The following is a 14,024-nucleotide window of genomic DNA, read 5'->3' as shown; positions in this document are numbered from 1 at the left end:
GCGGCGGGGAACCTCAGGCGGCGTGGCGGCGGATCGAGCGGAGCCCGCCGCAGGCCGCGGCGGCGGTCCAGAGGGCCATGATCAGCAGCCCGGTCCAGTGCCCGTAGCCGACCGCCGGGTCGTCGGCGTAGCGCAGCGCGTACTGGCCGGCGCGGTCCGGGAGGAACTGCACCACGTGCCGCACGCCCGGCACGGCGGAGAGCAGCGGCGAGAGCAGGAAGACGGTCGGCACCAACAGGCCCATGGCCGCGGTGAGGTTGCGCATCACGGCGGTCAGCCCGAGGCAGAGCACCGTCAGCAGCACCGGGTAGAGCACTCCGGCGGTGGCGCTGCGGACGAAGGCCGGGCCGTCCCAGGCGCCGGGTGTGAAGGCGGCGTACCCGGCGAAGGAGCCGGCCGTCCCGACCGCGCCGACCACCAGGGCGACGAGCGCGCCGACCGCCAGCTTCGCGCCGTAGAGGCGCCCGCGCCGGGGGACGGCGGCCAGCGAGATGCCGATCATGCGGGTGTTGAACTCCTGCCCGAGCAGCAGGATCCCGAAGCAGGCGAGGGCGGCCTGGCCGAAGTTGAGGCCGTAGTGGATGCCGACGCCGGGGTCGTCGGTGAGGCTGGCGTCCGCCCCGCCGACCGCCGCTGCGACGGCGGTGCCGACCCCGGCGGTGAACAGCGCCGCGAGCACCGGGGTGATCCAGAGCGAGCGGAGGGTGGTGAGCTTGATCCGCTCGGCGCGCAGGACGTCGAGCAGACCCGGCGCCGTGGCCGCGCCGAGGACGGAGCGACCGGTCGTGGTGGCCGTGACCGCCGGCACGATCGGGGCGCTCATGCCGCCACCGCCCGGTACTCGACGCTGTCGGCGGTCATCCGCATGAACGCCTCCTCCAGGGAGTCCTGTTGGACGGCGATCTCGTACAGCACCACGCCGTTGGCCGCCGCCAGGGCGGCGAGCTGCTCGGGTTCGGCGCCGCTGACCTCCCACGCGCCGCCGTCCACCGGCTCCGCGTCCAGGCCGGAGTCGCGCATCAGGGCGGACAGCTTCTCCGGGTTGACCGCACGCACCCGGATCCGGGTGCGGCCGTGCCGGTCGATGAACTCCGCGGTGGCGGCGTCCGCCAGCAGCCGGCCCCGCCCGATCACCACCAGGTGGTCGGCGGTGAGGGCCATCTCCGTCATCAGGTGCGAGGAGACCAGCACCGAGCGCCCCTCGGCGGCCAGGCCGCGCAGCAGCGTGCGGATCCAGCGGATGCCCTCCGGGTCGAGCCCGTTCACCGGCTCGTCGAGCATCAGCACCGGCGGGTCGCCGAGCAACGCGGCGGCCACGCCCAGGCGTTGGCGCATGCCGAGGGAGAAGCCGCGGATCCTGCGGTCGGCCGCGTCGGTGAGGCCGACCTGGGCGAGCACCTCGTCCACCCGGCGCCTCGGCAGGGCGTTGCTCGCAGCGAGCCAGCGCAGGTGGCCGCGTGCCGTGCGACCGCCGTGCACGGCCTGCGGGTCGAGCAGGGCGCCGACCCGGCGCAGCGGGTCGGGCAGTTCGGCGTACGGGCGGCCGTCGACCAGGGCGCGGCCGGCCGTCGGCCGCTCCAGCCCGAGGACCATCCGCATCGTGGTGCTCTTGCCGGCGCCGTTCGGGCCGAGGAAGCCCGTCACCACTCCGGGCCGGACCTCGAAGTCGAGGTCGGCGACCACCCGCGTGCCGTCGTACTCCTTGCTGAGGCCCTGGACCTGGATCACGGTCGTTCTCCTGTTCGCTCTGCCTCCGGCGCCGTCTGCGGTGGCGTCCCCGGGGTGGTCACCATTCGACCGGAGCGGACCACCTCTGCGGATCCCGCCGGGGAGTGGACGGCCCTCCCTCCCGAGAGGGAGGCCGCCCGCGCCGCTGACCTGGCAGGATGGCCGAATGCCCCGTATGTTCGCGCCCCTGCTGAGCGCCGCCGCCTACGCGCGGCTGATGCACCTGCTCATCGGCTGGATCTTCGTCGGCGTGGTCCTGATGGTCTATCCGGGGACGGCCGGCCCGACCCTCGGCGGGATCCTGGCGCGGGCGGTTCCGGTGGACGTCGCCCTGCTCGTCCTGGCGGCCCTGGTGCCCGCGATGCGCCGGGCCGAGGGCGTGCAGGCCCGGCTGCTGCTGATGCCCGACCGGGAGCAGGACATCGCCGCCGAGCCGGCCCGCAGCTGGGCCGACCGGCGGCGGACCGCGGTGTGGCTGGTCGGGCGGACGGCCCTGGGCTCGGCCGTCGGGGTGGCCTGCATCCTGGTGGCGATGGCCGCCGTCGACCTGGTCGTCCGGCCGGAGCCCGACCTCTACGGTGTCCGGTTCCCGGCCCGCACGGGCCTGTCGTGGTACCAACTGCTGGCGCCGGTCCTGCTGTTCGGCCTCGGCTGGCTGATCGTATGGGCCGGGAGACTCCAACTGGCCATGGCCATCAGGCTGTTGGGTCCGTCGCAGGCCGAGCGGCTGGCCGCCGCCGAACTGCGGGCCGAACGGCTGCTGGAGCGCAACCTGTTGGCGCGCGAGCTGCACGACTCCATCGGCCACGCGCTGACGGTGACGGTCATTCAGGCCGGTGCAGCGCGTGAGGTCGGCGATCCGGCGTTCGTCGCCAGGGCGCTCGAAGTCATCGAGGAGACCGGGCGCCGGGCGATGGACGACCTGGAGCGCACCCTCGTCCTGCTCCGCGACACCGGCGACCGCCCCGGCGGCGGAGGCCCCGCCGCCGAGGGCGGGGACGCCCGCGAGCGCCCCGGCATCGAGCAGCTCCCCGCGCTCTTCGAGACCGCCCGCTCGGCCGGCAGCCAGGTCGAGGCGTGGATCGACGTGCCGTCCGGGAAGCTGCCGGGCGTGCTCTCCCGCGAGGGCTACCGGATCGTCCAGGAGGGGGTCACCAACGCCCTCAAGTACGCGCCCGGGCAGCCGATCAGCGTCCGGATGGCCGTGCGCGAGGGCGCGTTCGAGCTGCGCTGCGCCAATGCCGTGGGCCCGGCGGCGCCCGGCCGGTCCACCCCGCGCCGGGGCGGGAAGGGACTTCGCGGCATCCGGGAACGGGCCGTCCTGCTCGGCGGCGAGGCCTCGGCCGGGTCGGACGCGGAGTCGGGCGAGTGGGTGCTGGCCGTGCGCGTCCCCCTACGCTTGGGCGCGTGATGATCAACATACTGCTGGCCGACGACGAGGAACTGGTCCGGGCCGGCCTGCGGGCCGTCCTGGAGGCCCAGGGCGACCTGAAGGTGGTCGGCGAGGCCGCCGACGGGGCCGAGGCGGTTGCACTGGCCCGCGAACTGCGCCCGCACGTGGTGCTGATGGACGTCCGGATGCCGGGGACGGACGGCTTGGCCGCCACCCGGGCGCTGGTCGGGCCGGGCAGCGGCGCGGCCGCGGGCGACGGACGGTCGGAGCAGGCCCCGAAGATCCTGGTCGTCACCACCTTCGAGAACGACGACTACGTCTACCAGGCGCTGCGGGCCGGCGCCGACGGGTTCCTGCTGAAGCGCTCGCGCCCCTCCGAGATCGCCCAGGCCGTCCGGCTGGTCGCTGCGGGCGAGTCGCTGCTCTTCCCGGCCGCGATCCGGCGCCTCGCCGTGGGCCAGGGCAACCGCGCCGCGCGCGAGACCCTGGAGCGCGCCGCCCTGACCGGGCGCGAGGCGGAGGTGCTGCGCCTGATGGCCCGCGGACTGGCCAACGGGGAGATCGCCGAGCAGCTGTTCCTCGGGGTGCAGACGGTGAAGACGCACGTCAGCAGCGTCCTGGCGAAGCTCGGTGCCCGGGACCGCACCCAGGCGGTGATCGCCGCGTACGAGGCGGGCTTCGTGGAGCCCTCGGAGTAGGGCCCGATCGGGGGCGTTCGGGCGTTCGGGCGTCCGCCGGCCCCGGCCCCGGCCCCGGCCCCCGCCGCCCCGCGCCGGGGCGGCGGGGTTAGGCCGGGTATGCGTGCGTCTGGGCGGCCTTGACCGAGGCCCAGACGGTGGCGCCCGGGGCGAGGTCCAGCTCGGCCGCGGCGGCGGGGGTCAGATCGGCGGCCATCGGCACGGCGCCGGCCAGGTCGGCGCGCACCTGGTCGCCGTGCAGGTCCAGGCCCGCCACCTCCAGCTCCCAGACGTTGCGCGCGCTGGACTGCGGCTTCTCCCGGTACAGCGTCACCGCCGACGGGGGGAAGGCCACGAAGGCGGGGCCGGACAGCTCCTCGGTGGTGGCCAGCTCGGTACCGTCCGCCAGCGTGACCCGGTGGCCGTCCGCCGTGCCCTGGTAGAGGTTGAGGCCGACCAGGCGTGCGATGTAGTCGGTGCGCGGCCGGCGGGCGATCTCGGCCGGGCTGCCGGACTGCACCTCGCGCCCGTCCTCGATCACCACCAGCCGGTCGGCCAGCACCATCGCGTCCAGCGGGTCGTGCGTCACCAGCACCGCCATCGCCTCGAACTCGGCGAGGTGGCGGCGCAGCTGCGAGCGGACGTCGAGGCGGGTGCGGGCGTCCAGGGCGGCCAGCGGCTCGTCGAGCAGCAGCAGCCGGGGCCGGACGGCCAGCGCGCGGGCGAGCGCCACCCGCTGCGCCTGGCCCCCGGAGAGGCGGCCCGGCCGGACGGTGGCGTGCTCGGTCAGGCCCATCCGCTCCAGCCAGTCGGCCGCCTCGGCGCGCGCCTCGCGCTTGGGCCGACCCTGGCAGCGCGGGCCGAAGGCGACGTTGTCGAGCGCGCTGAGGTGCGGGAAGAGCAGGTAGTCCTGGAACACCACGCCGACCGGGCGCTCCTCGGCGGGGGTGTGCAGCCGCTGGGCCGGTTCCTCCAGGACGCGGCCGTCCAGGTGCAGGTGGCCGCCGCTGAGCGGGAGCAGGCCGGCGAGCGCGCGCAGGGCGGTGGACTTGCCGGCGCCGTTCGGTCCGAGCAGGGCGACCACCTCGCCGGGGGCGGCGGTCAGTGCGAGGTCGAGGCTGAAGGCGGTGCGGTCCACCTGCAGCCGGGCGTCGAGGGCGGGGGCGGCGGCAGTCACGGTGTGGGCTTCCAGGGCGTCGCAGGGCTTGGGGTCGTCGCGGGGGCGGGGGGAGCGCTCACGAGGTCGACAGCCAGCGTTCGCGCAGCCCGGCCAGGACGGCGACGGAGACCACCAGCAGCACCAGCGAGAGTGCGATCGCCGCCTCCGGGTCGCGCTCCATGGCGAGGTAGACGGCCAGCGGCATCGTCTGCGTCCTGCCCGGGAAGTTGCCCGCGAAGGTGATCGTCGCCCCGAACTCGCCCAGCGCCCGCGCCCAGGCCAGGACGGCGCCCGCGCCGATGCCGGGCGCGATCAGCGGCAGGGTGACCCGACGGAAGGCGGTCAGCCGCGAGGCCCCCAGGGTGGCGGCCGCCTCCTCGTACCGCGGGTCGGCGGCCCGCAGCGCGCCCTCGACGCTGATCACCAGGAACGGCATCGCCACGAACGACTCGGCGACGATCACACCGGTGGTGGTGAACGGCAGGGTGATGCCGAAGGCGGAGTCCAGCCACGAGCCGACGATGCCGCGCCTCCCGAGCACCAGCAGCAGAGCCACACCGCCCACCACCGGCGGCAGCACGAGGGGCAGGGTCACCAGCGCCCGGACGAGCCGGCGCCCGGGCAGCTCGGTCCGCGCCAGCAGCCAGGCCAGCGGCACCCCGAGCACCAGCGACACCCCCGTCGCCGCCGTGGCGGAGACGAGCGAGAGGCGCAGCGCGTCCCAGACCTCGGTGCTGGTGAGCTGGTCGGACAGGCTGCTCCAGGGGGCCCGGATCAGCAGCCCGACCAGCGGCAGGGTCAGGAACGCCAGCCCGAGCAGCGCCGGGAGCAGCAGCGCGACCGGAACGCGGTTTGCGCGCCGCCGCCGGGGTGGCAGGCCCGTACCCGGGACTGCCACCCCGGCATCCGGCCCGGTGGTGCGGGGGCTCACGGCGCCTGGAACCCCGCCGCGGTGAGCACCTGCTGCGCCTCGGCCGACCCGATGTAGGCGACGAAGGCGGCTGCGCCGTCCTTGTTCGGCGCCTTGGCCAGGGCGGCGATCGGGTAGTCGTTCACGGCCTTGGCGGCCTCGGGGAAGTCCACGCCGTCGATCTTCGCAGCATCGGCCTTCACATCGGTCTTGTACACCAGCGAGGCGTCGACCTCGCCCAGCTCGACCTTGGTGAGCGCGCCCTTGACGTCCTGCTCCAGGGTGACCGGGGTGAGCTCGACGCCGGCCGCCTTGAGGGCCGTCTGCGCGGCGGCGCCGCACGGCACCTCCTTCGCGCAGAGCGCGACCTTGACGCCGGGGGCGGAGAGGTCCTTGAGCCCCGCGACGTGCTTGGGGTTGCCCTTGGGCACGGCGATGGTGAGCGTGTTCTTCACGAAGGTCTTCGGCGTGCCGACGGCGCCGCCCGCGTCACTGACCGTCTTCATGGTGGCCGGGCTGGCCGCGGCGAACACGTCGGCGGGGGCGCCGGAGTTGATGCTGGTGGCGAGGCTGGAGCTGCCGCCGAAGTTGAACGTGACCTTGGCGCCCGGGTTGGCGGCCTCGAACTTCTTGCCGAGCTCGGTGAAGCTCTCCTTGAGCGAGGCCGCGGCGAAGACGGTGATCGCGCCGGAGGCCTTCGGAACGTCGGCCGAGGCGGCGGTCGAGGAGCCGGCGCCCGCGGTGGCGCCGGCGGACGCGGTGCCGGTGGCGCCCGAGGACTTCGTGTCGCCGTCGCTGCCGCAGGCGGTGATCCCGAGGCTGAGGACGAGAGCCGCTGCGGCAACGACGGCGAGTCTGCGGGTGCGGGCGGTGGGCGTGGTGTCGGTGCTCATCGTGCTATTCCCTCCGGGGCGCGCCGGACGGGGCGCGGTGTCACGTCCGCAGGTGCGGCTGATATGGCGATCATAGTGCCGCAAATACCAGCGGAATATCGCCTGTTTCATCGCACAGGCGAGGGTTGCCGGCAGCCCGTTCCCTGCTGTCGGAAGGCTCAAACCGGGTCTCTGGTCCCGCACAGCAGGGCCGGTGGGCGCGGGGTGCTCCCCGGTGCACTGCGCCACCTTCCCTTGATGACGGCACGTCAGTTTACTGGTGGGTACACCACCGCACAGGAGGCCCCGATGACCGCTGCCGCCGTCCGGATACCCGGACCGCCCGGACTCCCGCTGATCGGCTCACTGTTCGACCTCACGCGCAGGCCCTTCCGGACCTACCTGGCCGCCCGGCGCGACTACGGCGACGTGGTCCGCTTCACGGCCGGGCCGCCGGGGCTGCGGACCGAGTTCTTCGCGGTCTTCTCGCCGGAGGGCGCCCAGCAGGTGCTCGGCGGCGAGGCGTCCAACTTCCGCAAGGAGAACAACTTCTACGAGGAGCTGCGGACCAGCGTCGGCAACGGCCTGCTGACCAGCCAGGACGGCGACTACCAGCGCCAGCGCCGCCTCGTCCAGCCGTTGTTCACCCGCCGCCGGGTCGACGGCTACGCGGCGGCGATCGGGCTGGAGGCGCGGACGCTGGCCGAGCGCTGGCGGGCGGTGCCGGACGGCGTGGTGGACGTGGCCGACGAGATGTCCCGGTTCGCGCTGCGCACCGTCGCCAGGATCCTGTTCGGGGCGGACGTGGAGGAGGCGGTCGCGGTGGTGCACCGCAGCTTCCCGGTCCTCGGCGAGTACGTCATGGAGCGCGGCTTCGCGCCGGTCCGCCTGCCGCGGGGCTGGCCGACCCCGTCCAACCGGCGCGGCGCCGAGGCGCAGCGGGACCTCTACCGGGTCTGCGACCGGATCATCGCCGAGCGTGCCGCCCGCCCGGCGCGCGCCGGGGGCGGGGCCGAATCCGGGCCGGACGCCGGCCCCACGGGCGAGGACGCGTCCGACGACCTGCTCGGGCTGCTCGCCGGGGCGCGGGGCGAGGGCGGCGAGCGGCTCGACCCGGCCGAGCTGCGGGACCAGGTGCTGATCTTCCTGCTCGCCGGCCACGAGACCACGGCGACCTCGCTCGCCTTCGCGCTGCACCTGCTGGCCAAGCACCCGGAGCAGCGGCGGCGGGCCCGGGAGGAGGCGGAGGAGGTACTGGGCGGACGCGAGCCGGCCGCCGCGGACCTCGAGGCCATGCCGTACGTGACCCGGGTGGTCAAGGAGGCGATGCGGCTGTACCCCGCCGCCTCGCTGCTCGGCCGGCGGGCGGTGGCCGAGACGGTGATCGGCGGGCTCGTCGTGCCGGCCGGAGCGCAGGTGGTGCTGGCGCCGTGGGTGACGCACCGGCATCCGGACCACTGGGAGGAGCCGGAGCGCTTCGACCCGGACCGCTTCCTCCCCGAGCGGGAGCAGGGTCGTCACCGCTACGCCTGGTACCCGTTCGGGGGCGGCCCGCGCGCCTGCATCGGGCAGCACTTCTCGATGTTGGAGTCGGTGCTCGCGCTGGGGGTGCTGCTGCGCGGCTTCGACTTCGAGGCGGTCGACCGGGAGGTGGCGGTCGGCCAGGGCATCACGCTGCAGGTGGACGGTCCGCTGCGGATCCGCCTCGTGCCGCGGTCGGCCCCTTGAGGCCGGTCCCCTGAGCTCGGCCGCTTGAGCCCGGCCGCTTGAGCCCGGCGTGCTTTGCAAAGTGCGATGGCGCTTTGCAAAGTGCCGGTGCAAAGGGCTGGGGCCGGTCGCCGGTCGCCGGTCGTTGCGAGGTGCCGGCCGGGGGCGGACGGGCCGGGCCGGGGCGGTGCGCGCGGGCAGAGGACCGGCCCATTCGAGCACAGCCGCCGTGCGCGGTGGGCAGCTTTTCACATCTTCGCGAGGGCTCTTCGGTGCCCCCGATAGCGTCCCACGCACCCTGAACCGGGTGCGCACGTGCTTCTGGCATATGACAAGCGATCAACCCTCCGGCCTGGTCCGGACCCGTCGCCGTCCGCCGACCGCGTGGAGTCCGTCCGGTGCGGGGAGCCCGGGCGCGCAGCGTGAACCGCCCGGGCCCGACCGGTCGACCGGAGGTCCGATGGGCACGATGAATCACTTCAGCTTCGGCTGGCTCACGCCCGCGCTCTCGTACGTGGTGGCGTGCGCCGGGGCCGCCCTGGGCCTGCGCTGCACACTGCGCGGTCTGGCCGCGACCGGGGCCTCCCGCCGGAACTGGCTGCTGACCGCGGCCGCCGCGATCGGTTCCGGGATCTGGACGATGCACTTCGTCGCCATGTTCGGGTTCGCCGTCGACGGCACCGAGCTGCGCTACAACGTCCCGCTGACCGTGCTCAGTCTGCTGGTGGCCGTCCTGGTCACGGGCCTCGGCATGTTCGCCGTCGGCCACGGGCGGCACCGGGGCCTCGCCCTGCTGACCGGCGGGCTCACCACCGGACTCGGTGTCGCCGCGATGCACTACCTGGGCATGGCCGCGATGCGGCTGCACGGCGGTCTGCGCTACGACGCGGGCACCGTCGCGCTCTCCGTCCTGATCGCGGTCGGCGCCGCCACGGCGGCGCTCTGGGCGGCCGTCACCATCCGCAACGTGTACGCGGCCGTCGGCGCGTCGCTGGTGATGGGCCTCGCCGTGAGCTGCATGCACTACACGGCCATGGCCGCCATCCACGTCCACCTGGAGCCGGCCCGGACCGGCCTCGGCGGGGCCGCGCCGATGGAGTTCGTCTTCCCGCTCGCCGTCGGGCTCGGCTCGTTCCTCTTCCTCACCTCGGCCTTCGTCGCGCTCTCCCCGACCGCCCAGGAGCGCGCCGCCTACCGGGAGGCGGGCGAGCTCACCATCGAGGAGTTCCCGACCGCGCCCGTGCGGCCGGCACCGGGCGACCACGACCGCGCCGCCTGAGCCGCGAACCGGCAAGCCGGGACCGGCGGCCGACGGACCGGCGGGCGGCGGCGTACCGATCGAAGAGCTTCCGGCGGTGGGTGGGCCGCCGCCGGATGGAGGGGCGTTGCTGCCGTTCGGCGCCCGGGGCGGCGACCCCGGGGTGCTGCGTCCCCTACCGTTCCGGGCCTCGGGTGCCCGGGAGGACGGTCCGGCTGCGGACGCGGGCCAGGGTGTCGCCCGTCGTCCGCAGCCCGGTCCGAACGGCCCGAAGGCTTCGAACCGCCCGAACCGCCCGGCCGCCGCGCCCGCGCCCGCGCTCCGAGGCGGCCACACGGGGCCGGAGGAGCTGCCGCGCCGCGTTCGGCAGGCGAGCCTCGTCCCCCAGCTGCGCGAGGCCCCGTCCCGCCCCGGCGGGGACGGCCGCCGCATCACCGCCGCCGCCGCCGCGCCCGCGTCCGGCCGGAGCCCGGAGGCGGCCCGCGCCGCGCTGTCCGCCTTCCAGTCCGGCTGGGCCCGCGGCCGGCGTCCGGACGACGGCCGCGGGAACCCGGACGGCCGCGAGAACCCGCACGGCGACCGGGCCCGGACCCGGGCCGACGCCGACCCGCGTCGGGACACGGCCCCCGCACCGCACCACCCGTCCCTGCCACCGCAGCACACCGAAGGAGACCGCCCATGATCGGCACCACGCACCGCGCGGGAGAGCTCGACTGGCTGCTCGACGAACTGGTCGCGCGGGTGGCCGAGGCCCGGTTCGCCGTGATGCTCTCCGCCGACGGCCTCGCCATGGGGACCTCGGCGGGCCTCGGCCGCGAGGACGGCGAACACCTGGCCGCCGTCGCCTCCGGCTTCCACAGCCTGGCCAAGGTGGCCGGCCGGCACCTCGACGCCGGCGAGGTCCGGCAGACCATGGTGGAGCTGGAGCGCGGCTTCCTGTTCGTGGCCGCTGCCGGCGAGGGCACCTGCCTGGCGGTGTTCTGCACCGAGCGCGCCGACCTCGGCCTGATCGCGTACGAGATGGCCAGACTGGTCCGCCGGGTCGGCGAGCACCTGTTCACACCCCCGCGCAGTGCGGACGGCGGGTGAGCGGCGTGCCGCACCCGCAGCGCCGCAACCCGCTCGCCGCCGCACTCGGAGCGCGCTGGTACGACGACGAAGCGGGCCCGCTGGTCCGCCCGTACGCGGTCACCAGGGGCCGGACCAGGCCCAGTGGGCGCGAGTTCGACCTGATCGCGCTGGTGGTGACCGACCTGCCGGATCCCGCGGAGGAGCCCGGCGCGCCGGACCTGCCGGTCGGCCCCGAACAGGCGGCGATCCTCGACCTGTGCCGGGGCGACGGGCTGTCGGTGGCCGAGCTCGCCGCCGACCTCGACCTGCCGCTGGGCGTGGTCCGGGTGCTCCTCGGCGACCTGCTGGCGGCCGGGTCCATCCGGGTGACCCGCCCCGTCCCGCCCGCCCTGCTCCCCGACGAGCGCATCCTCCAGGAGGTCATCGGTGGACTCCGCGCACTCTGACAGCTCACGCCCCGGCGCCGGGCGGGACAACGGCCGGGCCTCCGACGGCGCGGTCGGCGCGGCAGGGGCCGACGAGTCCGTACTGGCACTGAAGATCCTGGTCGCGGGCGGCTTCGGTGTCGGCAAGACCACGCTGGTGGGCGCGGTCAGCGAGATCCGGCCGCTGCGCACGGAGGAGCGGCTCACCGAGGCCGGGCGGGGCGTGGACGACCTCGGCGGCGTCGAGCGGAAGACCACCACCACCGTGGCCATGGACTTCGGTCGGATCACCATCCGTGAGGGCCTGGCCGTCTACCTCTTCGGCACGCCGGGGCAGGACCGGTTCTGGTTCCTCTGGGACGAGTTGGCGCAGGGGGCGCTCGGCGCGGTGGTGCTGGCCGACACCCGCCGGCTGACCGACTGCTTCCCGGCGGTCGACTTCTTCGAGCACCGCGGCATCCCCTTCGTGGTGGCGGTCAACCGCTTCGCCGGCACCCGGGAGTTCGGTGTCGAGGACGTCGCCCGGGCGCTGGACCTGGAGGCCGGCACACCGGTGGTGCTCTGCGACGCCCGCCTCCGCGCCTCGGGCAAGGAGGTGCTGATCAACCTGGTCGAGCACGCGGGCCGGGTGCACGCGGCCCGTCTGCCGGCGGACACGGCGCCGCTGCAGCCGTAGCCACGCCGGACGCCGGAGGCCGAGGCCCGGGAGGGCCGGGACGGCCGGGAGGGGTGCCACCCGGGGTGGGTGGCACCCCTCCGTGCTTCCACGCGGGCAGGCCGGCTCAGCCACGGCGCAATTCCCGAGCCCCGTACGGCCGATGACGAATTGCACACGAATGACTGCGCATCGTGAGATGGCGAACTATGATGTGATCTGCATCACATGACGGTTGGTGTTGAATCGCCGACCGGTGCCTTCGGCTGTCGATTTCCGAGGGAGCGTCATGGAATTCGTCCGTCAGTGCCGAGGTGGAGGAAGACCGGACACCGCCGCCGGTGCCCGTTCCTCCGAACAGGACCCCTCCGGGCGGGACTCCTCCGAGCGGGGCCCCTCCGAACACGGCCCCTCCGAACGGGACCCTTCCGGCCGCGACCGGGCCGGGTGGGACGCCTCCGGGTGTGGGCGGTCCGGATGCGGCCGGCCGGCGGGTGGCCGGCCTGATGCGGGCGGAATGCGGTCGGGATCGGACACCGCCCGATCGGAAGGCGTCGAAGCGGCGGATTTCCATCGGGCGTTCACGGAAATGCTGCCGAGGCTCCACCGGGCGGCCGTCTCGCTCACCGGGAGTCCGTTCACCGCCGGCGACATCGTGCACGACGCGTATCTGCGGATCGCCCGCCGTCCCGAGCGCTTCCTCGGCCATCCGCAGCCCTATGCGTACGTGTTCACCATCATGGCCAACATCCTGCGCGACCAGTGGCGTCGGGAGCGGCGCCGACCGGTCGTCCCGGAACCGCTGGAGGGCGCGCGGGTCGACGCGGAACCGTGCGGTGGCGGGTTCGGGGAGCTGCAGGCCCACTGGGAGGTGGTCCGCCTGCTGCGCCGCCTGACCGCCAAGCAGGCGCGCGTCGTCCTGCTGGTCGACGTCGACGGCTACAGCATCGACGAGGCCGCGGCGCTGCTGGGGGTGCACCGCTCCACGCTGGCGGTCACCCGTCGCCGGGCGCTCCGCCACCTCCGGACCTTCCTCGAAGGGGAGCGCGCCGGCGGCGGCGACCAGGGAGGTGGCGGGGGACGCGGCGGGGGAGGCGTCGACGCGGGGCGGTGGCGCGCGGGCCGGGCGCCCGGGGCCCCGGCGCCGCCCGACGCACCGAGCTGACGGCAAGTCAGCTGATGCGGGGCCCCGGCCCGTACGCTGAAAATCGTGATCACGTACCAGGAGCACCGGCTCCGCACCCTGGTCGAGGGCGGCCGCTGGCACGACCTGCTGGCCGTCTACCGGCAGGTCCGGGCCGCCGCGGTGGCGCGCGAGGGCGAGGAGGCGGCGGTGGTGGAGACCGCCCTGCTCGGCCACCTGATCGCGTACGCCGCACCGCCCGAACTGGCCGTCCGTCTGTTCGACGCGGACGGCGGCCCCGGGACCTCCGCCGGGGTGGTGGACCACGACGCCGGTCCGCTCTGGGAGGTGCTCGCCACCCGGCACTCCTGGCTGCGGCTGGCCCCGCTGCTCGGCCCGGCCCCGGTGCGGCGGCTGGTCGCGCAGACCCGGGTGCTGATCGGCGAGGACCTCTCGTACGGGGCGGAGACCGACCCGGAGGGCGTTCCGCTGCTGCTGGAGCCGTGGGAGGCGGTCGGCTGGGGTGAGGGCGTGCGGGTGCGCGACTACCTGCCCGGCGGCGGTGCACGCAGTGCGCTGTTGACGCTGCCCGCCACGCGCGAGGGGCTGGGGCCGGTGCTGCTGCCGGAGCCGGACGGCCGGCTCCGCGGCCAGCCGGCGACCGGGGCGCTGGCCGCGCTGGCCGACTGGGTGGACGTGGTCTGCGTCCGCGGGCCCGCCCCGCGGGCGGCCGCCCAGCTGGCCCCGGGCCACCGGGTCACCGGCGGGTACCTGCCGTTCGCGATCGCTTACCCGGTGCTGGTCCAGGCGGGCGCGACCGAGCGGTCGCGCGGGTCGGCGCACGGCCGGCTGGCGCTCTGGCGGGCGCTCGGCGCGATGGCCGGCCATGACGGGCCGGACCGTGCGGCGGTGAACGCGCTGGTGGCCCGGATGCGCTGCTTCACCTGGTGGGATCCGGCGGACGGCCTGCGCCATCTGCACCTCGCGATGGAGGATCCGGCGACGGGTCTGAGCTGGGCGGTCAGCGGCTCCGACGAGCCCTGAGG

The 14,024-nt window shown here is 75.2% G+C and carries 15 protein-coding genes; 10 read left to right on the top strand and 5 right to left on the bottom strand.

The features are described from left to right. Positions 1 to 13: 13 nt before the first annotated feature. A complete protein-coding gene (locus tag ACIPSC_RS15180; RefSeq protein ID WP_400825993.1) occupies positions 14 to 823 on the bottom strand; it encodes an ABC transporter permease in 810 nt (269 codons plus the stop codon). Continuing rightward, positions 820 to 1,728 (bottom strand): ABC transporter ATP-binding protein, encoded by a 909-nt coding sequence (locus ACIPSC_RS15175; RefSeq protein ID WP_400825992.1) that lies wholly within the window; start codon positions 1,726 to 1,728, stop codon positions 820 to 822. Before ACIPSC_RS15175 ends, ACIPSC_RS15180 begins: the two co-directional genes overlap by 4 nt. A 166-nt stretch (positions 1,729 to 1,894) precedes the next feature. On the opposite strand from ACIPSC_RS15175, the gene ACIPSC_RS15170 reads away from it, so the two are divergent. Both ACIPSC_RS15170 and ACIPSC_RS15165 read left to right on the top strand, forming a co-directional pair. After that, complete coding sequence (locus ACIPSC_RS15170) at positions 1,895 to 3,139, top strand: sensor histidine kinase (protein ID WP_400825991.1); 1,245 nt, start codon at positions 1,895 to 1,897, stop codon at positions 3,137 to 3,139. Beyond that, positions 3,136 to 3,819 (top strand): response regulator, encoded by a 684-nt coding sequence (locus ACIPSC_RS15165; protein WP_400825989.1) that lies wholly within the window; start codon positions 3,136 to 3,138, stop codon positions 3,817 to 3,819. The genes ACIPSC_RS15170 and ACIPSC_RS15165 overlap by 4 nt, the downstream gene beginning before the upstream one ends. An 88-nt stretch (positions 3,820 to 3,907) precedes the next feature. Here ACIPSC_RS15165 and ACIPSC_RS15160 read toward each other — a convergent pair whose 3' ends face one another. The 3 genes from ACIPSC_RS15160 to modA are packed head-to-tail and all read right to left on the bottom strand — an operon-like array spanning position 3,908 to position 6,760. Next, a complete protein-coding gene (locus tag ACIPSC_RS15160; protein ID WP_400825988.1) occupies positions 3,908 to 4,975 on the bottom strand; it encodes an ABC transporter ATP-binding protein in 1,068 nt (355 codons plus the stop codon). A gap of 58 nt (positions 4,976 to 5,033) precedes the next feature. Next, positions 5,034 to 5,855, bottom strand: a complete 822-nt coding sequence (locus tag ACIPSC_RS15155; protein ID WP_400825987.1) for an ABC transporter permease — start codon at positions 5,853 to 5,855, stop codon at positions 5,034 to 5,036. 29 nt (positions 5,856 to 5,884) lie between these two features. Next, the gene (gene modA / locus ACIPSC_RS15150; RefSeq protein WP_400825986.1) at positions 5,885 to 6,760 is read right to left on the bottom strand and encodes a molybdate ABC transporter substrate-binding protein; all 876 of its coding nucleotides are present in this window, start codon (positions 6,758 to 6,760) and stop codon (positions 5,885 to 5,887) included. A 288-nt stretch (positions 6,761 to 7,048) separates the two neighbouring features. Here modA and ACIPSC_RS15145 point away from each other — a divergent pair, with 288 nt between their 5' ends. The 8 genes from ACIPSC_RS15145 (at position 7,049) to ACIPSC_RS15110 (ending at position 14,022) form a co-directional block, all read left to right on the top strand. Further along, positions 7,049 to 8,467, top strand: a complete 1,419-nt coding sequence (locus ACIPSC_RS15145; RefSeq protein ID WP_400825984.1) for a cytochrome P450 — start codon at positions 7,049 to 7,051, stop codon at positions 8,465 to 8,467. Between the two features lie 439 nt (positions 8,468 to 8,906). Then, entirely contained in the window at positions 8,907 to 9,725 is an 819-nt protein-coding gene (locus ACIPSC_RS15140) for an MHYT domain-containing protein (RefSeq protein WP_400825983.1), read from the top strand. Positions 9,726 to 9,831: 106 nt separating this feature from the next. Continuing rightward, positions 9,832 to 10,386 carry a hypothetical protein gene (locus ACIPSC_RS15135; RefSeq protein ID WP_400825981.1) on the top strand — a complete coding sequence of 185 codons (555 nt, stop codon included), beginning with the start codon at positions 9,832 to 9,834 and terminating at the stop codon, positions 10,384 to 10,386. Then, positions 10,383 to 10,793, top strand: coding sequence for a roadblock/LC7 domain-containing protein (locus tag ACIPSC_RS15130; RefSeq protein WP_400825980.1), 411 nt, complete (start codon positions 10,383 to 10,385; stop codon positions 10,791 to 10,793). The genes ACIPSC_RS15135 and ACIPSC_RS15130 overlap by 4 nt, the downstream gene beginning before the upstream one ends. Further along, positions 10,790 to 11,221, top strand: a complete 432-nt coding sequence (locus tag ACIPSC_RS15125) for a DUF742 domain-containing protein (RefSeq protein ID WP_400825979.1) — start codon at positions 10,790 to 10,792, stop codon at positions 11,219 to 11,221. Before ACIPSC_RS15130 ends, ACIPSC_RS15125 begins: the two co-directional genes overlap by 4 nt. Before the next feature lie 82 nt (positions 11,222 to 11,303). After that, the gene (locus ACIPSC_RS15120) at positions 11,304 to 11,876 is read left to right on the top strand and encodes a GTP-binding protein (RefSeq protein WP_400826106.1); all 573 of its coding nucleotides are present in this window, start codon (positions 11,304 to 11,306) and stop codon (positions 11,874 to 11,876) included. A gap of 268 nt (positions 11,877 to 12,144) precedes the next feature. Next, positions 12,145 to 13,020 carry an RNA polymerase sigma factor gene (locus ACIPSC_RS15115; protein ID WP_400825978.1) on the top strand — a complete coding sequence of 292 codons (876 nt, stop codon included), beginning with the start codon at positions 12,145 to 12,147 and terminating at the stop codon, positions 13,018 to 13,020. A 45-nt stretch (positions 13,021 to 13,065) separates the two neighbouring features. Beyond that, a complete protein-coding gene (locus ACIPSC_RS15110) occupies positions 13,066 to 14,022 on the top strand; it encodes a hypothetical protein (RefSeq protein ID WP_400825977.1) in 957 nt (318 codons plus the stop codon). Positions 14,023 to 14,024: the final 2 nt, after the last annotated feature.

It is taken from the genome of Kitasatospora sp. NPDC090091, assembly GCF_044747365.1.
Taxonomy (GTDB): domain Bacteria; phylum Actinomycetota; class Actinomycetes; order Streptomycetales; family Streptomycetaceae; genus Kitasatospora.
Note: the sequence above shows the minus strand (reverse complement) of the source record. Positions and strands in the feature narration are given on the sequence as shown.